At 66.0% G+C, this 18,540-nt stretch carries 20 protein-coding genes; 13 read left to right on the forward strand and 7 right to left on the reverse strand.

The window, feature by feature from the left end; translation table 11 throughout:
* Positions 1 to 106: 106 nt before the first annotated feature.
* A complete protein-coding gene (locus tag ACQR10_RS18840) occupies positions 107 to 334 on the reverse strand; it encodes a hypothetical protein (RefSeq protein ID WP_315803361.1) in 228 nt (75 codons plus the stop codon).
* Here ACQR10_RS18840 and ACQR10_RS18845 point away from each other — a divergent pair.
* The 8 genes from ACQR10_RS18845 to flbD all read left to right on the forward strand — a co-directional run bounded on the left by ACQR10_RS18845 (position 321) and on the right by flbD (position 8,659).
* On the forward strand, positions 321 to 1,916 hold the full coding sequence (locus tag ACQR10_RS18845; protein WP_316217460.1) for a flagellar hook-length control protein FliK: 1,596 nt from the start codon (positions 321 to 323) through the stop codon (positions 1,914 to 1,916). The genes ACQR10_RS18840 and ACQR10_RS18845 overlap by 14 nt on opposite strands.
* Before the next feature lie 12 nt (positions 1,917 to 1,928).
* Entirely contained in the window at positions 1,929 to 2,627 is a 699-nt protein-coding gene (locus ACQR10_RS18850; RefSeq protein WP_316217461.1) for a flagellar hook assembly protein FlgD, read from the forward strand.
* Between the two features lie 249 nt (positions 2,628 to 2,876).
* Complete coding sequence (locus tag ACQR10_RS18855) at positions 2,877 to 3,152, forward strand: DUF1153 domain-containing protein (RefSeq protein WP_002714638.1); 276 nt, start codon at positions 2,877 to 2,879, stop codon at positions 3,150 to 3,152.
* A 335-nt stretch (positions 3,153 to 3,487) separates the two neighbouring features.
* Positions 3,488 to 5,086 carry a flagellar basal-body MS-ring/collar protein FliF gene (gene fliF / locus ACQR10_RS18860; RefSeq protein ID WP_315803358.1) on the forward strand — a complete coding sequence of 533 codons (1,599 nt, stop codon included), beginning with the start codon at positions 3,488 to 3,490 and terminating at the stop codon, positions 5,084 to 5,086.
* A gap of 44 nt (positions 5,087 to 5,130) precedes the next feature.
* Positions 5,131 to 6,225: a flagellar motor switch protein FliG gene (gene fliG, locus ACQR10_RS18865; protein WP_315714167.1), complete on the forward strand. Its 1,095-nt coding sequence runs from the start codon at positions 5,131 to 5,133 to the stop codon at positions 6,223 to 6,225.
* A complete protein-coding gene (locus ACQR10_RS18870) occupies positions 6,225 to 6,848 on the forward strand; it encodes a FliH/SctL family protein (protein WP_315803357.1) in 624 nt (207 codons plus the stop codon). Before fliG ends, ACQR10_RS18870 begins: the two co-directional genes overlap by 1 nt.
* Positions 6,849 to 6,878: 30 nt before the next feature.
* Entirely contained in the window at positions 6,879 to 7,226 is a 348-nt protein-coding gene (fliN, locus tag ACQR10_RS18875) for a flagellar motor switch protein FliN (RefSeq protein ID WP_015669138.1), read from the forward strand.
* 53 nt (positions 7,227 to 7,279) lie between these two features.
* On the forward strand, positions 7,280 to 8,659 hold the full coding sequence (gene flbD, locus ACQR10_RS18880; protein WP_315803356.1) for a sigma-54-dependent transcriptional regulator FlbD: 1,380 nt from the start codon (positions 7,280 to 7,282) through the stop codon (positions 8,657 to 8,659).
* Between the two features lie 444 nt (positions 8,660 to 9,103).
* Here flbD and ACQR10_RS18885 read toward each other — a convergent pair whose 3' ends face one another.
* The 6 genes from ACQR10_RS18885 to ACQR10_RS18910 form a co-directional block, all read right to left on the reverse strand.
* On the reverse strand, positions 9,104 to 9,259 hold the full coding sequence (locus tag ACQR10_RS18885) for a hypothetical protein (protein ID WP_284421132.1): 156 nt from the start codon (positions 9,257 to 9,259) through the stop codon (positions 9,104 to 9,106).
* A gap of 79 nt (positions 9,260 to 9,338) precedes the next feature.
* Positions 9,339 to 9,914, reverse strand: coding sequence for a flavin reductase family protein (locus ACQR10_RS18890; protein WP_315803355.1), 576 nt, complete (start codon positions 9,912 to 9,914; stop codon positions 9,339 to 9,341).
* Positions 9,915 to 9,928: 14 nt separating this feature from the next.
* Entirely contained in the window at positions 9,929 to 10,789 is an 861-nt protein-coding gene (locus ACQR10_RS18895; RefSeq protein ID WP_316217463.1) for an ATP-binding cassette domain-containing protein, read from the reverse strand.
* A 10-nt stretch (positions 10,790 to 10,799) separates the two neighbouring features.
* Positions 10,800 to 11,606, reverse strand: a complete 807-nt coding sequence (ssuC, locus tag ACQR10_RS18900; protein WP_315803353.1) for an aliphatic sulfonate ABC transporter permease SsuC — start codon at positions 11,604 to 11,606, stop codon at positions 10,800 to 10,802.
* A complete protein-coding gene (gene ssuD / locus ACQR10_RS18905; RefSeq protein ID WP_434912044.1) occupies positions 11,603 to 12,778 on the reverse strand; it encodes an FMNH2-dependent alkanesulfonate monooxygenase in 1,176 nt (391 codons plus the stop codon). Before ssuD ends, ssuC begins: the two co-directional genes overlap by 4 nt.
* 35 nt (positions 12,779 to 12,813) lie before the next feature.
* Positions 12,814 to 13,770, reverse strand: a complete 957-nt coding sequence (locus tag ACQR10_RS18910) for an aliphatic sulfonate ABC transporter substrate-binding protein (protein WP_434863810.1) — start codon at positions 13,768 to 13,770, stop codon at positions 12,814 to 12,816.
* A gap of 374 nt (positions 13,771 to 14,144) precedes the next feature.
* Here ACQR10_RS18910 and napE point away from each other — a divergent pair, with 374 nt between their 5' ends.
* Genes napE through ACQR10_RS18935 form a run of 5 tightly spaced genes read left to right on the forward strand, consistent with a single transcriptional unit; the run spans position 14,145 to position 18,322 of the window.
* On the forward strand, positions 14,145 to 14,330 hold the full coding sequence (gene napE / locus ACQR10_RS18915; protein ID WP_315803350.1) for a periplasmic nitrate reductase, NapE protein: 186 nt from the start codon (positions 14,145 to 14,147) through the stop codon (positions 14,328 to 14,330).
* A 16-nt stretch (positions 14,331 to 14,346) separates the two neighbouring features.
* Positions 14,347 to 14,667: a chaperone NapD gene (locus ACQR10_RS18920; RefSeq protein WP_316182352.1), complete on the forward strand. Its 321-nt coding sequence runs from the start codon at positions 14,347 to 14,349 to the stop codon at positions 14,665 to 14,667.
* Positions 14,668 to 14,682: 15 nt separating this feature from the next.
* Positions 14,683 to 17,187: a nitrate reductase catalytic subunit NapA gene (gene napA / locus ACQR10_RS18925; protein WP_316182350.1), complete on the forward strand. Its 2,505-nt coding sequence runs from the start codon at positions 14,683 to 14,685 to the stop codon at positions 17,185 to 17,187.
* A 23-nt stretch (positions 17,188 to 17,210) separates the two neighbouring features.
* Positions 17,211 to 17,663, forward strand: coding sequence for a nitrate reductase cytochrome c-type subunit (locus ACQR10_RS18930; RefSeq protein WP_316237569.1), 453 nt, complete (start codon positions 17,211 to 17,213; stop codon positions 17,661 to 17,663).
* Complete coding sequence (locus tag ACQR10_RS18935; protein ID WP_316182347.1) at positions 17,660 to 18,322, forward strand: NapC/NirT family cytochrome c; 663 nt, start codon at positions 17,660 to 17,662, stop codon at positions 18,320 to 18,322. Before ACQR10_RS18930 ends, ACQR10_RS18935 begins: the two co-directional genes overlap by 4 nt.
* The last annotated feature ends 218 nt before the right edge of the window (positions 18,323 to 18,540 follow it).

Below are 18,540 nucleotides of genomic sequence, written 5' to 3' on the forward strand. Positions count from 1 at the left end.
TTCCCGGCGCGGGAACGCCTCGCATGCGCCGTCTTTGCGGATGGCTTGCTTCGGGCGATCTCCGGACAGCATGTCCTGATCGGAAACAACACGAAAGCATACGTCTCTAATATAGGCGCACTTCCTGCGAAGCAATTGCGCCGGTCGCAGATGCCGGCGGCAAATCTTGCCGGCCGGGCAGAAATGGCGAGGACGAGGGCTGCGGCCCGCGCCCCGATTGATTCCATAAGAACCTGAATTTGTTGGCGATTTTCTGCAACCCCGGCTTGGCCCGCTCCTTGCTGAACTGCTTGGTCGAGTTCATCGCGAGAGGGTCCAAGGTGTTCAGCGTCACGTCAGACATCCAGGCAGGCACGGTTCTCAAGACCACGGCGCCGAGACAGTCCCGTCAGGACGCTCCGCAGCCGTCCGACAGCTTCTCGGCGCTGGTCGACGCCGCGACTCCGGATCCGTCGACAGCGTCGCCGCCCACCTCCGCGTCGCCGTCGCCGCGCGCCGCCAGCGCTTCCACCTCGAGCCGCGAGCCGGCGCGGGCCGGCGACGCCGATCGCACCACCCAGGCCAGGTCGCAGGACAAGCCGGCGGACAAGGCCGACGGCAGCACCGCGCGCGCCGACGACAGCGGTTCGGATACCCCGGCCGACGCGACCGCCGGCACGTCGACCAAAACCGATGCGGCTGGGACCGCCGACGGCAAGACCAGCGACGGCAAGACGGGCGACAAGAAGGACGGCGATCAGGCCGGCACGGATGCGAGCGCCGCGACGACCGCTGGAGCCGGGCCGACCGTGGCCGTGCCGACGCCGGTCGCCGTCGCCATCCAGCCGGAGATCACCCTCGCCAACGGCGATGGCACGGCGGACGGCGACGGCAAAACCAATGCGCCCGGTGCGGCCGCTCCCGTCGGAGTGCCCGGTGTTGGCCCGCAGGGCTCGGTCGATACCGCGGCAGGCCTGCTGGCGGCCGCAGCCAAATCCTCCGCGGCGGCCAAGGATGCCGACGGAGCCGGATCCACCGCGACGACGCCCGAGACGGCAGCGGCGGCCTCCGGCGACGCTGCCGCATCTGCCGAACAGAGCGTCGCCGCCGCGCTCGATGCGGCCGTTCCCGGCAGCACCAAGACGACGGGCAAGCCGGGCACCCAGACCAAGACGGGGCTCGCCGACGGCGCAGCCGGCAAGGTCACCGAAACGGGCAATGGCAACGTCCAGTCCACTCAGCAGCCGGGCCATGGCGCGCTCGCGCAACAGCCCGCTGTTGCAGCCAAGCCGGACTCCGTCGAGGCCGGCGATGGGAAGGCGAATGGCAACGTGCAGGCACCGGCCTCACATGATCGCAACGCCGCGCCGACGACCAGCCAGACCAACGGGCCGGCGCCGGATCCGAGCGCACAGGCCACGGCCGCGTTGCAGCCCCAGCTGTCGACGCCGGCCGCATCGACCAGCCAGATCACCTCGGCCAGCCTGACCGCGACAGCCGCCACGGCGGCCGCTGTGCCGCTTCATGGGCTTGCCGTCGAGATCGCAGCCTCCGCGCTCAACGGCAAGAGCCGCTTCGAGATCCGACTGGATCCGGCCGAGCTCGGCCGCATCGACGTCCGCATCGACGTCGACCGCAATGGCCAGGTGACCTCGCATCTGCGGGTCGAGAAGCCGGAGACGCTGGCGATGCTGCAGCAGACGGCGCCGCAGCTCCAGCAGGCGCTGCAGGACGCCGGCCTCAAGAGCAACAACAGCGGATTGCAGTTCTCGCTGCGCGACCAGAACTCGTCCGGCCAGAATGGCGGCGATTATCAACAGAATGGCAACGCACAACGCCTGATCGTGACCGAGGACGAAAACGTCCCGGTCCAGCTCGCCGGACGGTCCTATGGACGGATGTTCGGCGCGCAAGGCGGCGTGGATATCAGGGTTTAACAGGAGGCTTCCATGGCAATCGGCGACGCAATCACGGCACCCCCGCCGGTCTCGGGCACGACCAACACCAATTCGTCAACCGGCAACAGCAGCCTCGGCTCGAGCGCAGGCTCGACCATTGCCGGCAATTTCCAGACCTTCCTGACGCTGCTGACGACGCAGCTGCAGAACCAGAACCCGCTCGATCCGCTGGACACCAACCAGTTCACCCAGCAGCTCGTGCAGTTCGCCGGCGTCGAGCAGCAGCTCAAGACCAACGACCAGCTCGCGTCCCTGCTCACGATGCAGCAGACGACGCAGGCGACCCAGGCGCTCGCCTTCGTCGGCAAGACCGCAGTGGTGAACGGCTCGACGACGACCATGACCAAAGGGCAAGCGAGCTGGGATCTCAGCATTCCGAAGGACAGCAACCTGACGGTGAGCATCACCAACAGCGTCGGCCAGACCGTCTTCAGCGGCAAATATTCGGCGAGCGCCGGCGACAACCAGACCTATAATTGGAACGGCCAGGGCAATGACGGCACCCAATGGCCGGACGGGCAATACAAGATCACGGTGGTCGGCACCGATGCAACGAACGGTTCGCCGGTGGCCATCTCGACCCAGGTCAAGGGCACCGTATCCTCGGTCGACCTGACCCAGCAGCCGCCGCTGCTGTCGATCGGCGGCCAGACCTATACGGTGAACCAGATCCAGCGGATCGTGAGCTAGCTCCCGCCCCGTCTGAACCGATCCCGGCTGAGCTTGAACAAGCTCAGCCGCCGCGGCGACATGTCAGCGTAAGCGCCGGAAATTCTTAACCAATCATTTACCACGATTCCGCTCCCGGGGCGCAGCGCCACCGGAAGTGGCGGCGTTCGCGCATAGCGCCGGATTCGCGCCCTTCGCTTAGGCAAATTTTAAGCGAGGCGGCGTAGGGTCTTACCGTGAGTTCAGTGGTTAAGAGTTTGTGAGTACGCCATGACAGAACCCCATCGCCCGAGGGTGAAATACGTCATCGGGCCTGACGGCAGCCCGCTCACCATCGCGGATTTGCCTGCGCCAGGCACCAAGAGGTGGGTCATTCGCCGGAAGGCTGAAGTCGTTGCCGCCGTTCGCGGCGGCTTGCTGTCCCTCGAGGAAGCGTGCAGCCGCTACACCCTGACCGTCGACGAATTCCTGTCGTGGCAGTTCTCGATCGACCAGCATGGTCTCGCCGGCCTGCGCACCACTCGAATTCAGCAATATCGCCAATAAGACGTTACCGACGCGACGGGATTTCTTCGAAAATCGGCTTGGCCCCGCCAAGCCGATTTTTTGCATGTCTACACTTTGTTAGGACCCTTTAACCATCGTTAACCATATCGAAACCTTCCCATAGGCAATAATTGCCCAGCGGTTCGATCCAACCTCCGCGCCCCCTCTGCGACTGGCGGACGCGTCGGCTGACATCGGATCGCCACCTGGAATGCGGGTGCTGGTGAAGGTTAAGGATTGAATTTCGCGATCTATGCAACCGGCCGTAAAGGCCCGCGAAGCTCACATCACCTTTCAGCGGCCACCCGTCGAATGCCGAACTATGGGGCAGTTGCTTGCAAGGTCTCTTGGACTTCCTGAAGGGTTTGGGCGCCGCGCGGCTCACCGCCATGATCGCGGTAACCGCTGCTTTGATCGGCTTCTTCGGCTTCGTCATCATGCGCGTGACCGCGCCGCAGATGACCACCCTCTTCACCGACCTGACGATGGAGGACTCCTCCAGCATCATCAAGGATCTGGAGCGGCAGGGCATTCCCTTCGAGATGCGCAATGAAGGCAGCGTCATCCTGGTGCCCAAGGACAAGGTGACCCGGCTGCGCATGAAGCTCGCCGAGGGCGGCCTGCCCAAGGGCGGCGGCGTCGGCTACGAGATCTTCGACAAGTCGGACGCGCTGGGCACCACGAGCTTCGTCCAGAACATCAACCATCTCCGCGCGCTCGAAGGCGAGCTCGCCCGCACCATCCGCGCCATCGACCGTGTCCAGGCCGCGCGCGTCCATCTCGTCCTGCCCGAGCGGCCGCTGTTCTCGCGCGAGACCCCGGAGCCGTCCGCCTCGATCGTCGTGCGCGTGCGCGGCACCCTCGAGCCGGCGCAGATCCGCGCCATCCGCCACCTCGTCGCCTCCGCCGTCAACGGCCTGAAGCCGCAGCGGGTGTCGATCGTCGACGAGGCCGGACAGTTGCTCGCCGACGGCACCCAGACCGACATCGACCAGCAGGTCGGCGACGAGCGTCGCAACGCCTTCGAGAAGCGGATGCGCAAGCAGGTCGAGGACATCGTCTCCTCGGTGGTCGGAGCGGGCCGCGCCCGCGTCCAGCTTTCCGCCGATTTCGACTACAACCGCATCACCCAGACCTCCGACCGCTACGATCCGGAAGGCCGCGTGCTGCGCTCGAGTCAGACACGCGAAGAGCAGTCGGCGACCAACGAGAACAACGGCCAGGTCACGGTCAACAACGAGCTGCCGGGCAACCAGCAGAACCAGCCGCCGCAGCAGCCGCGGGACCAGAGCAAGAAGACCGAAGAGACCAACAATTACGAGATCTCCCGCACCACCAAGACCGAGGTCACCGAGGCCGGACGGGTCAACCGCATCTCGGTCGCGGTTCTGGTCGACGGCGCCTACTCGAAGAACGAAAAGGGCGAGCTGGTCTATCAGGAGCGCAGCAAGGACGAGCTCGACCGCATCGCCGCACTGGTCCGCTCCGCCATCGGCTTCGACCAGAAGCGTGGCGACCAGGTCGAGGTGGTCAACCTGAAATTCGCCGACGCTCCCGCGGTGCCGCAGATCAACGAGCCCACCGGCTTCCTCGGGATGCTCCACTTCACCAAGGATGACGTCATGTACGTCATCGAGCTCGCGGTGATGATGCTGCTCGGCATCGTGGTCGTGTTCATGGTGGTGCGGCCGCTGGTGAAGAAGATCATCGCCACCGAAGAGATCGCCGTCCCGGGCGGCGGCCTGCCGGCGCTCACCGACGAAACCATCCAGGCAGCCGCTCACGCCCAGCAGACCGCCAACATGATCGACGTCGCCCAGGTCCAGGGCCAGGTCCACGCTCAGTCCGTCCACCGGGTGGGCGAGCTGGCCGACCGCAACCCGGGCGAAGCCGCCGCCATCATCCGCCAGTGGCTCGCCGAGCCGCAGAGCTGACCCGATCGACGTGAACCGCCTGAACTGAAAAGAACGTAGACGCCATGTCGCTGCCGCAGACCCAGAACGCCAACGCCAACAACAACGACATTTCCACGGTCATCGCGACCTTGGCGAGCCGCCAGGCGCAGCGCGAGAAGACCGAGCCCTTGAGCGGCCCGCGCCGCGCCGCGGTGATGATGCTCGCCCTCGGCGAGCAGTACGGCGGCAAGATCTGGCAGCAGCTCGATGACGACGAGGTGCGTGAACTGTCGCTGGCGATGTCGACGCTGGGAACCATCGAAGCCGACGTGGTCGAGGATCTGATGCTCGAATTCGTCTCGCGCATGTCGGCCTCCGGCGCGCTGATGGGCAATTTCGACGCCACCGAGCGCCTGCTGCAGCAATACCTGCCGCCGGAACGCGTCAACGGCATCATGGACGAGATCCGCGGCCCCGCCGGCCGCAACATGTGGGAGAAGCTCTCCAACGTCCAGGAAGAGGTGCTCGCCAACTACCTCAAGAACGAATATCCGCAGACCATCGCGGTCGTGCTGTCCAAGCTGAAGCCGGAGCATGCCGCCCGCGTGCTCGCGATCCTGCCCGAGGACATGGCGCTCGACGTCATCGGCCGCATGCTGCGCATGGAAGCGGTGCAGAAGGAGGTCATCGAGCGCGTCGAGCAGACCCTGCGCGTCGAGTTCATGTCGAACCTGTCGCAGACCCGTCGCCGCGACGCCCACGAGGTGATGGCCGAGATCTTCAACAATTTCGACCGCCAGACCGAGACTCGCTTCATCACGTCGCTCGAAGAAGAGAACCGCGAATCGGCCGAGCGCATCAAGGCGCTGATGTTCACCTTCGACGACCTGATCAAGCTCGATTCCGCCTCGGCGCAGACCCTGCTGCGCAATGTCGACAAGGACAAGCTCGGCGTGGCGCTCAAGAGCGCCAACGAGGAGGTCCGCAACTTCTTCTTCGGCAACATGTCGTCGCGCGCCGCCAAGATGCTGCAGGACGACATGGCCGCGATGGGGCCGGTGCGGCTGCGCGACGTCGACGAGGCGCAGGCCCTGCTCGTCAACCTCGCCAAGGATCTCGCCGCCAAGGGCGAGATCATGCTCAGCAAGAACCGCGCCGACGACGAACTGGTGTATTGATGGCTCAGCCCGCGAAATTCCTGTTCGATACCGACTTCGCCGCGCCGGAGAAGGCGACGCGGGAGCGCGCTGCCGCCACCTCTGCCGAGATCGCACAGAAGGTCGCGGCCGCCGAAGCCGCCGCCTATCGCAACGGCTACGAGGCGGCGCAGCGCGAAGCCAAGGTCGAGGCCGACCGCCGCGTCGCCTCGGCGCTGGAGCAGATCAACATCCAATTGCAGGGCATCTCCGCACGCTTCGAAGGCATCGAGCAGCGGATGGAAACCGAGGCCGTCGATGTCGCGGTCGCCGTCGCCCGCAAGCTATGCGCGGCGCTGGTCGAGGCGGAGCCGCTCGGCGAGATCACCGGACTCGTGCACGACTGCTTCGCGCATCTGGTGGCGACGCCGCACCTCGTGCTGCGCATCAACGACGCGCTGTACGAGCTTGCCCGCGAGAAGATCGAGAAGCTCGCCAAGCAGAGCGGCTTCGAGGGGCGCCTCGTCATCCTCGCCGAGCCGGAGATCGCGACCGGCGACTGCCGTATCGAATGGGCCGATGGCGGGGTCGTGCTGGAGCGCGCTGCGATCGACGCCAAGATCAACGAGCTGGTCGGACGCTACATGGCGTCCAAGAAGAACTAGGCCGCCGTGGTGGCCGAGGGAGTTTAAGTCATGAGCGACAACGAGATCCCGCTTCCCGACCTCAATGCGGCGGACGCGCCTCCGCTGGGCGGGGACGTCGGCTACAATGAAGAAGAGCATGCCGCGCGCATCGCGGCCGACCTCGAAGCGGTGTTCGACGTCCCGGTTCAGGTCTCGGCCGTGCTCGGCCGCTCGAAGATGGATGTCGGCGAGCTGCTGAAGCTCGGGCCCGGCACCGTGCTCGAACTCGACCGCAAGGTCGGCGAAGCCATCGACATCTACGTCAACAACCGGCTCGTGGCACGCGGCGAGGTGGTTCTGGTCGAAGACAAGCTCGGTGTGACGATGACCGAAATCATCAAGTCCGACCGCAACTGACAGACATGACCTGCGTGCCGATCGAGAGCGGCACGACCGAATAGGAGACCAACATGCGGCTTCTCATCGTCGGAACGCTGAAGGGCCAGCTGACGACGGCCACCAAGATCGCCATGGAGAACGGCGCCACCGTCACCCATGCCGAGGACAACGAGCAGGCGATGCGGGTGCTGCGCGGCGGCAAGGGCGCCGACCTGCTGCTGGTCGACGTCGCGCTCGACATCCGCGACCTAGTGATGCGGCTCGATGCCGAGCACATCCACGTGCCGATCGTCGCCTGCGGCATCACCAGCGATGCCCGCGCCGCGGTCGCCGCCATCCATGCCGGCGCCAAGGAATACATTCCGCTGCCGCCGGATCCTGAGCTGATCGCGGCCGTCCTCGCCGCTGTCGCCAACGATTCGCGCGATCTCGTCTATCGCGACGAGGCGATGGCCAAGGTGATCAAGCTTGCCCAGCAGATCGCCGGCTCCGACGCCTCGGTGATGATCACCGGCGAGTCCGGCACCGGCAAGGAGGTGCTGGCGCGCTACGTCCACACCCGCTCGGCCCGCGCCAAGCGTCCTTTCATCTCGATCAACTGCGCCGCAATCCCTGAGCACCTGCTGGAGTCCGAGCTGTTCGGCCACGAGAAGGGTGCCTTCACCGGTGCCGTCGCCCGCCGCATCGGCAAGTTCGAGGAGGCCAATGGCGGCACGCTCCTGCTGGACGAAATCTCCGAGATGGACGTGCGGCTGCAGTCGAAGCTGTTGCGCGCGATCCAGGAGCGCGTGATCGACCGCGTCGGCGGCACCCGTCCCGTCCCTGTCGACATCCGCATCATCGCGACCTCCAACCGCAACCTGGCCGACGCCGTGCGCGAGGGCACGTTCCGCGAGGACCTGCTGTTCCGGCTCAACGTCGTCAACCTCAAGATCCCGCCGCTGCGCGAGCGCCCCGCCGACATTCTCGAACTGGCGCAGCATTTCGCGCGCAAATATTCCGAGGCCAATGCCGTCCCGCTGCGGCCGATCTCGGCGGAGGCCAAGCGCATCCTCACCACCAACCGCTGGCCGGGCAACGTGCGCGAGCTGGAGAACACGATGCATCGCGCGGTGCTGATGGCACAGGGCGACGAGATCGGGCCGGATGCCATCCTCACGCCCGACGGCGCCCGCCTCGACATCGGCAAGACCCAACCCGCCGTCGCGCATGCTACGATGGCGGCGGAACAGGTCACGCGCGCCCTGGTCGGCCGCACGGTCGCCGATGTCGAACGTGACCTGATCCTGGAGACCCTGAAGCACTGCCTGGGCAATCGGACACATGCGGCCAATATCTTGGGCATCTCGATCCGCACGTTGCGCAACAAGCTCAACGAATATGCCGACGGCGGCGTGCCGATCCCGCCGCCGGGCTCCGGCGACACGCCGCGCATGCCGAGCCCCGTATAATCTGCCCATCCGGATCGTTCTCGGCGGCGCGCTGGCCCTCGGCGCGCCGCTTGCCGTTTCGCCGGCCGGTGCCGCCACGCGCGGCGTGCTGTCAGGCTGCTGGGAGCAGACGTCGCACGCACCGCTCGTCACCCCATCGTCGGGTCAGGAATGGGGCGTCCGGAGCTGGTGCTTCGCAGGAAAAGGCAAGCTGATCTCGCGAACGATCGCCTGTGGCAGGGAGGGCTGCGACGGCTGGGACAATGAACGCAGCTATCGCTGGCGGCCGCCCACGCTGTCGCTATCCGACGTCGAGACGTCGCCGGATGGCGGACACATCAAAGTGTGGCGCCGCTGCCGCGTGCAGTTTCTGACCGACGATTGGATGCAGCTACAGGACTGTGAACAGTCCGCGGATCCGTGGGTTCGCGAGAATACGCCGGCGCGGCGTCGCCGGGCACAGCCTCACGAATAGTTCGGCGCCTCGGGATTGCGGAAGATGTGAATGGGATCGCCGGGCGTGAACTCGCGCTGCGTCAGGACCGCGTACGCATACAGCGCGAGATAGAGGATGGCGACCGTGCCGATCGCATACAGAGCCCAGGTTCCGATCCGTTTCATGATTTCCGCTGCTGACGCCGACAGCGGCTTTTAAGGCGTCCGCAGGAAAGTTGCCAGCTCGCCCCGGAGCGTCGGAACGTTACGGCGTCAGCCGCGGATCCGGGACGCTGAAGGCCGCGAGCCGACCGTGACCGTCGTCGCGATCAACCCCGACATAGCTGCCATGCCAATACGCCAGGGCCGCCGACTGCGGCGCCACATCGATATGCACCACTTTGCCGATCACGATGGCATGGGAGTGCCGCTCGATGATCTCCTCGACCTCGCAATCCAGCGTCGCGAGCGCTCCGACGAGGAGCGGCACGCCGGTGACCCGTTTGCGCCACTCGGCCCCTGCGAAACGTTCGACGCCGCGCAAGCCACCCTTACCCGCAAACCGTTCGGCCACGCCGATCTGATCCGCCGCCAGCAGATTGGCGCCAAAAACGCCCTCCCGCTGCAGAATTGGCCAGGACGAGGCGTTGCGGTTGAGGCTGACGATGATGGAGGGAGGCTCGACCGCAAGTGACGACAGCGAACTCACCGTCATGCCGGTGACCTCATCGCCGCGTCCGACCGTGATGACGCTGACGCCTCCGACCAGTTGGCGCATCGCAGAGCGAAAATCCGGCTGGAGCGCCGTGGCATCAGGCATGTGACGGACGATGGAGTTCATTGCGTTGACCTTTCCTACCCCGTCGTGCCCGGTCCAAGCAACTGGCCCAGGATCGAGCCTTCCAGCGCCGCAAGCTCGGCAGAGCCGCGCTGGCGCGAGCGCGGCAGATCGACGCTGATGTCCTCGGCGATCCGGCCGCTCTCGATGACGAGGACGCGATCAGCGAGGGCCACGGCTTCCGCAACGTCATGGGTGACCAGGATTGCGGTGAAGGTTTGATCGGCCCAGACCCGCTCCAGCAGCCGCTGCATCGCGATCCGCGTCAGCGCGTCCAGCGCGCCGAGCGGCTCGTCGAACGCCAGCAGGCGCGGACCGCTGACCAGCGCGCGCGCCAGCGCGACGCGCTGCTTCTGACCGCCGGACAGCACCGCCGGCCATTGGTCGCGCTTGTCGGCGAGACCCACCTCCTCGAGCGCCCGCCGCGCCCGCTCATGCGCGCCGGCGGCCTTGCGCTCGCGGCCGAGCCCGACCTCGACATTGGCGAGCACCCGCGCCCATGGCAGCAGCCGCGGCTCCTGGAACATGACGCGGACGTCCTCGGGCCGCGCGGCCGCTTCGCCGAAGCTGATCGTGCCCGACGTCGGCTTGTCGAGGCCGGCAATCAGCCGCAGCAGCGTGCTCTTGCCGCAGCCGCTCTGGCCGACGATGGCGACGAACTGGCCGGCCGCGATCTCCAGGTCGATGCCGCGCAGCACCTCGTTGTCGCCGAACGCCTTGCGAAGATCGCGGATCACGAGCGGCAGGCCGCGTGTCTCGGGTTTGGCCGGACTCACGCTGTGCTTCCTCACGGGGCGGAAAGCCTCAGCATGCCCGATCACATCGGGGCCGTCGATCGCCTCCACACCGGAGACGGGAATTCGGAGCGCTTGCTGCATTTCCAGAACCTCAATGCTTGCTGAAGGCCGGATGCCAGGACAGCGTCAGCCGCTCCAGCGCCCGCGAGGCGCTGTCGGCGACCTTGCCCAGCAGGGCGTAGATCAGGATGGAGAGCACGACGACATCGATCTGCATGAACTCGCGCGCCTGCATCGCCATGTAGCCGAGGCCCGAGGACGCCGCGATCGTCTCGGCGACGATCAGGGTGAGCCACATGATGCCGAGCGCGAAGCGCAGGCCGACGAAGATCGACGGCAGCGCGCCGGGGAAGATCACCCGGCGAAACAGCTCGCGGTCGGACATGCCGTAGACGCGGCCCATTTCAATGAGTTGCGGATCGACCGTGCGAATCCCGTGCAGCGTATTCAGGTAGACCGGAAAGAACACGCCGAGCGCCACCAGAAACAGCTTGGCGCTCTCGTCGATGCCGAACCACAGGATGACCAGCGGGATCAGCGCCAGATGCGGCACGTTGCGGATCATCTGCAGAGTGGTGTCGGTCAGCTTCGCCGACAGTTGCGACAGGCCGTTGGCCAGACCGAAGGCGAAGCCGATGCCGCCGCCGATCAAAAAGCCGATCGAGGCGCGCCAGAAGCTGACCCAGATGTTGCGGCCGAGCTCGCCCGACCACAGCAGCTTCCAGCCGGCGCGCGCCACGTCGCTCGGCGCCGGCAGCACGCGTGGCGAGACCAGGCCGGCGGCCGAGGCCGCCTGCCAGATCAGGATGATCGCGAGCGGCACCAGCCAGGGGATCAGCCCATCCGCGCGCGGCACCGCCAGCCTGCGGACCTTGGGAACACTTTCGATCAGACTCATGATTGCGAGGCCCTCTGCAACGGACGGTGCTCGTTGGCGATGGTCTCGCCGAACGGGCCGGTATTGGTGCGGAGCCTGGTGACGTTGCCCGTCCGCTCCGACACATTCAAGCCAAGCTTGGGAAACACCAGCTCGGCGAAGCGGTAGGCTTCCTCGAGATGCGGATAGCCCGAGAGGATGAAGGTATCGATGCCGAGATCCTGGTACTCGCGGATGCGCGCCGCCACCGTGTCGGGATCGCCGACCAGCGCCGTGCCGGCGCCGCCGCGGACCAGGCCGACGCCGGCCCACAGGTTCGGGCTGATCTCGAGCTTGTCGCGTCGGCCGCCGTGAAGCTGCGACATCCGCTGCTGCCCGACCGAATCCATGCGGGCAAAAATCTTCTGCGCCGAGGCGATGGTGTCGTCGGTGATGTGCTTGATCAGGTCGCCGGCGGCCGCCCACGCCTCGTCATTGGTCTCGCGCACGATCACATGCAAGCGGATGCCGAACGACAGCTTGCGGCCGCGACTGTCGGCGACGGCCTTCACCTTGGCGATCTTGGCCGCGACATCGGCCGGCGGCTCGCCCCAGGTGAGATACTTCTCGACGGTGTCTACCGCGACGTCGATGCCGGCATCCGACGAGCCGCCGAAGAACAGCGGCGGCCGCGGCGACTGCACCGGCGGGAACAGCAGCCGGCCGTCCTCCACCGTGATATGCTTGCCGCTGAAGTTGACCGCCTCGCCTTCGAGCAGCGCGTTGTAGACGGTCAGGAATTCGCGCGTGACCTCGTAGCGCTCCTCATGCGACAGGAAGATGCCGTCGCCTTTGTTCTCGACCGGATCGCCGCCGGTGACGACGTTGACCAGCAGCCGGCCGTTGCTGACGCGGTCGAGCGTCGCGGTCATGCGCGCGGCCACCGCCGGCGATTGCAGGCCGGGCCGCACCGCGACGAGATAGCGCAGCCGCTCGGTGAACGGCGCCACCGCCGAGGCCACGATCCAGGAATCCTCGCAGCTCCGTCCTGTCGGGATCAGCACGCCGTAATAGCCGAGCTGATCGGCGGCCTGCGCGACCTGGCGCAGATAGTTGAAGTTGACCTCGCGGCCGCCCTGCGAGGTGCCGAGATAGCGGCCGTCGCCATGGGTCGGCAGGAACCACAGCACGTTGGGCTTCGAAGCGTTACTCATGTCAGTCTCTTTCGGATTGGGATGGCGATCAGGCGTCAGGTGGACGGCGTCCACTTCCAGACGATGTCGCTGACGTTGATCTGTTTCGGAATGAGGCCGACGCGGGCGAACCGATCCGCCACCGCCTGCTGGCTCCTGATGATGTCGTCGTCGAGCGGCACGACGCTGTAGACCGAACGGTCGACGAAGCGCCTGACCGCCGCGATGTCGACGCCGGTCGCCTCGGCCTGCGCCTTGGCCACCTCGTCGTGATGGCTGTTGGCCCAGATGCCCTCGGCGGCGAACGCGGCGTTCAGCCTGGCGACGATGGCGGGATACTTCTCAACGAAGTCGGAGCCCACGATGTAGAACGAGTTCGGCTTATGCACGTCCTTGTCCCACGCGATCACCCGTGCATTCTCCTTCAGCTCGGCGAGCGCGAGGTACGGATCCCAGATCGACCACGCGTCCACCGAGCCCTTGACGAAGGCCGCGGTGGCATCGGCCGGCGCGAGCGGCGCCGGCGTGATGTCGCTCCACGACAGGCCCGCCTTCTCGAGTGCTGCGACCAGCAGATTGTGCGCGCTCGAGCCCTTGCCGAAGGCGACGCGCTTGCCCTTGAGATCGGCAAGCGTCCTGATCGGCGAATCCTTCTGCACCACGATCGCCTGGCTGCTGCCGTTCTGCTTGACGGCGGCGGCGTAGCGGATCTTGGCGCCCGCGGCCTGCGCGAAGATCGGCGGCGCGTCGCCGACATAGCCGAAATCGACGCTGCCGACATTGATGGCCTCAAGCAGCGGCGGACCGAACTGGAAATCGACCCAGACGATCTCGATGCCGAGAGGCTTGAACGTCTCCTCGATGGTGCGGCGCGCCTTCACGGCGGGGAAGAAGCCGCCCTTCTGGGTGCCGATGCGGATCTCCTTCGGCCTGTCCTCGGCGCGCAGCGGCGCCGCGCAGCTCATCACCGCAGCTGATGCCAATGACAGTTTGAGAAAATCGCGACGCTTCATTGCCCTCTCCGACCCTTGCGCATCCGCATTGATGCGATGCAAGGGATGATGGTGGCGGGCGAAACGCGTGTCGAGCACCCCGGAAAAATAGCGATGCCGGTCCTGTTTCGTCACACGGCGAAGGGATGTTCGTATCGAGACGCCCGTGCAAAGCAGCGAGAATCTCTCACGATCGACAACGCGATCACGGGTCTTCACAGACCATCAACCACGATCGCACCGGCATGCTCGCCGATCCGCGACCAATTGTCCCCGCGGTTCCGCCGCTTGATCCAGGTCAAGCCTTTGACAAGGCTTCCTTGCTTAACGTTGGAACAGGCGCGGCCCGGATGCCGCAACCCCTCCTGAACCTCCCCCTAGCCGAGAATTCTCTCATGTCGCTCGTTGGCGGCGATGCGAACGCGCGTGCGCGTCGCAGACGCATGGAAATTTTTGCCTTCCTGTTTCTCACTGCCGTGCTGATGCCTGCGCTCGCGGTCGCCACCGTCGGCTCCTACGGACTCACGGTGTGGGTCTACCAGATGATGGCCGGACCGCCCGGGCCGCCCGCGGCGCACTGATCGGAAGGACCCCGCCGTGCTCTCACACCGCACCTCCCTCGACCGGCGCGCGCTGATCACCGGCCGCGTCCTCACCGCCGATCCCGTCGTCGCACCAGCCAAGGGCGAGATCGCCTCGATCATCGTGCAGACCCGGCCCGAGCAGCTCGACCGCGTCGAAGCCGACATCCTCGCGCTGTCCGGCTGCGAGATCCACGGCCGCGACATCAGAGGCAAGCTGATCGTCGTCGTCGATGCGCCCGATGCCGGCGCGCTCGGCGCCACCATGAACCGGATCGGACTGCTGCCGCACGTGCACTCCGCCTGCCTCGTCTTCCACGCCATCGACGCCGGCTAATCACACGAGACTCCAATGACCGACATGAAGATCGATCGCCGCCAGATGCTGAAGCTGGAAGCCGCCGCGATTGCCGCGGCCGCCGCCGGCATGCCGAGCGCCTCGCTCGCGGCGAACCTCGTCACCGAGCGCGAGCAGAGCGAGCTGAAATGGGACAAGGCCGCCTGCCGCTTCTGCGGCACCGGCTGCAGCGTGATGGTCGCGACCAAGGACAACCGCGTCGTCGCCACCCATGGCGACATCAAGGCCGAGGTGAATCGCGGCCTGAACTGCGTCAAGGGCTATTTCCTGTCCAAGATCATGTACGGCCATGATCGCCTGACGCACCCGATGCTGCGCAAGACCAACGGCAAGTACGACAAGAACGGCGAGTTCACGCCGGTCACGTGGGACGAAGCCTTCGACATCATGGCGCAGAAGTACAAGGAGGCGCTGAAGAAGCGCGGGCCCTCCGGCGTCGGCATGTTCGGCTCGGGCCAGTGGACGATCTGGGAAGGCTATGCGGCCTCCAAGCTGTTCAAGGCCGGCTTCCGCTCCAACAACATCGATCCCAATGCGCGGCACTGCATGGCGTCGGCCGTGGCCGGCATGATGCGCACCTTCGGCATCGACGAGCCGCCCGGCTGCTACGATGACATCGAGGCCACGGACGCGTTCGTGCTGTGGGGCTCCAACATGGCGGAGATGCATCCAATCCTGTGGACCCGCGTGACCGATCGGAGACTGTCGACGCCGCATGTCAAGGTCGCCGTGCTCTCGACCTTCGAGCACCGCTCGTTCGACCTCGCCGATATCGGCATGGTGTTCAAGCCGCAGACCGACCTCTACATCCTCAACGCCATCGCCAACCACATCATCACGACAGGCCGCGTCAACAAGGACTTCGTCCAGGCGCACACGGTGTTCAAGAAGGGCCAGACCGACATCGGCTATGGCCTGCGGCCGGAGCATCCGCTGCAGAAGAAGGCCAAGGGCGCCGCCAACCCGAACGACGCCACCGACATCTCGTTCGACGAGTATGCGAAGTTCGTCTCGGACTACACGCTGGAGAAGGCCGCCGAGATGTCCGGCGTGCCGTTGAACCGGCTGCAGGCGCTCGCCGAGCTCTATGCCGATCCGAAGACCAAGGTGGTCTCGTTCTGGACCATGGGCTTCAACCAGCACACCCGCGGCGTCTGGTGCAACAACCTCGTCTACAACATCCATCTTCTGACCGGCAAAATCGCCGAGGCCGGCAACAGCCCGTTCTCACTGACCGGGCAGCCCTCGGCCTGCGGCACCGCGCGCGAGGTCGGCACCTTCTCGCACCGTTTGCCCGCCGACATGGTGGTCACCAACAAGGAGCACCGCGCCAAGGCCGAGCACATCTGGCAGCTGCCGGAAGGTACGATCCCGGACAAGCCGGGCTATCACGCGGTGCTGCAGAGCCGGATGCTGAAGGACGGCCTGCTCAACGCCTATTGGGTGCAGGTCAACAACAATTTGCAGGCCGGCCCCAACGCGAACGAAGAGACCTATCCGGGCTTCCGCAACCCCGACAATTTCATCGTCGTCTCCGACGCCTATCCGTCGGTGACCGCGCTCGCCGCCGATCTCATTCTGCCGACGGCGATGTGGGTGGAGAAGGAAGGCGCCTATGGCAATGCCGAGCGCCGCACCCAGTTCTGGCACCAGCTCGTCTCGGCGCCGGGCGAGGCGCGCTCCGACCTCTGGCAGCTGATGGAGTTCTCCAAGCGCTTCAAGATCGAAGAGGTCTGGCCCGAGGAGCTGATCGCCAAGAAGCCGGAGGTTCGCGGCAAGACGCTGTTCGACGTGCTCTACAGGAACGGCCAGGTCGACAAATTCCCGGTCGACCAGATCGAGCCGGGCTATGCCAATGACGAATCCAAGGCGTTCGGCTTCTACGTCCACAAGGGCCTGTTCGAGGAATACGCCTCGTTCGGCCGCGGCCACGGCCATGACCTGGCGCCGTTCGAGGCCTATCACAAAGAGCGCGGCCTGCGCTGGCCTGTCGTCGACGGCAAGGAGACGCGCTGGCGTTTCCGCGAGGGCTCCGACCCTTACGTCAAGTCCGGCACCGGCGTGCAGTTCTACGGCTTCCCGGACGGCAAGGCGCGCATCTTCGCCCTGCCCTACGAGCCGCCGGCGGAATCGCCGGACAAGGACTATCCGTTCTGGCTGTCGACCGGACGCGTGGTCGAGCACTGGCATTCCGGCACGATGACGCGCCGCGTGCCCGAGCTCTACAAGGCGTTCCCCGAAGCCGTCTGCTTCATGCATCCGGACGATGCCGAGGCCGCGAACTTGAGGCGCGGCGACGAGGTCAAGGTCGCCTCGCGGCGCGGCTTCATCCGCGCCCGCGTCGAGACCCGCGGCCGCGACAAGCCGCCCCGCGGGCTCGTCTTCGTGCCGTGGTTCGACGAGTCCAAGCTGATCAACAAGGTGACGCTCGACGCCACCGACCCGATCTCGCTGCAGACCGATTACAAGAAATGCGCCGTGCGCATCGAGCGGGTGTGACGATCATGATCAAGAGACTTGCCATGATGCTGCTCGCGGCCAGCCTTGCGGCCGGCTCGAGCGCCCTGCTCGCCCAGAGCGTCTCCTCGTCGCTGCGCGGCCCCACGCCGCTCAATGACGAAGGCCCGGCGCCGCCGATGCAGCCGACGAAGAACACCGCCGAGAAAGAGGTGCGCAACTATCCGGAGCAGCCGCCGGTGATCCCGCATTCGATCGACGGCTATCAGGTCGACATGCAGGGCAACAAATGCCTGTCCTGCCATGCCCGTGCTCGCATCGCGGAGTCGAAGGCGCCGATGCTGTCGATCACCCACTTCATGGACCGCGACGGCCAGTTCCTGGCGTCGGTGTCGCCGCGCCGCTACTTCTGCACCCAGTGCCACGTGCCGCAGAGTGTCGCCAATCCGCCTGTCAGCAACGACTTCGTCGACATCGACACGCTGCTGGCGCACGACAAGCCGGGTGGCAAGCGATGAGCAGCGCCGACATCCCGGAGGGCGCCAAGGCACCCGTCCCCGAGCAGCAGCTCGGCCTTGCCGGCCGCGCCTGGCAGTTCATTCTCGACCTCATCGACGTGCTGCTGAAGCCGAGCTCCGTGTTCGGGCTCGGCGTGCTGGTGCTCGCCGGCTTCCTCGCCGGCGTGATCTTCTGGGGCGGCTTCAACACCGCGCTGGAGATCACCAACACCGAGAAGTTCTGCACCGGCTGTCACGAGATGAAAGACAACGTGTTCGCCGAGCTGAAGTCGACCGTTCACTTCTCCAACCGCTCCGGCGTGCGCGCCAGTTGCCCGGACTGCCACGTGCCGCACAACTGGACCGACAAGATCGCGCGCAAGATGCAGGCCTCCAAGGAGGTCTGGGGCCATCTGTTCGGCTCGATCAACACCCGCGAGAAGTTCACCGACCGCAGACTGGAGCTCGCCTTGCATGAGTGGGCGCGGTTCAAGGCGAACGACTCGCTCGAATGCCGCAACTGCCACAGCTCCCAGTCGATGGACATCACCAAGCAGTCGCCGCGCGCCGTCGAAGCGCATCAACGCTTCCTGTTCACCGGCGAAAAGACCTGCATCGACTGCCACAAGGGCATCGCGCACCACCTGCCGGACATGCGGGGCGTGCCGGGCTGGCAGTAGTCGACTTCTCTGAATGGCCGAGCCGTCGCCGCGCGCGCAGTCGGCTCCCCTCCCCCTTGTGGGGAGGGGTTGGGGAGGGGGCCCACACGGGCGGCGTCGCCCGGAGCCCCCCCTCCCCAACCCTCCCCCACAAGGGGGGAGGGAGCACACCGTACGCGCCGCACGCTTTCGGCCTCCATTCTCTGAAGCGAGGCACCCCTGCCTTAGCTAGCGCTTGA

The organism is Bradyrhizobium sp. HKCCYLRH2060 (genome assembly GCF_051168135.1).
Taxonomy (GTDB): Bacteria; Pseudomonadota; Alphaproteobacteria; order Rhizobiales; family Xanthobacteraceae; genus Bradyrhizobium.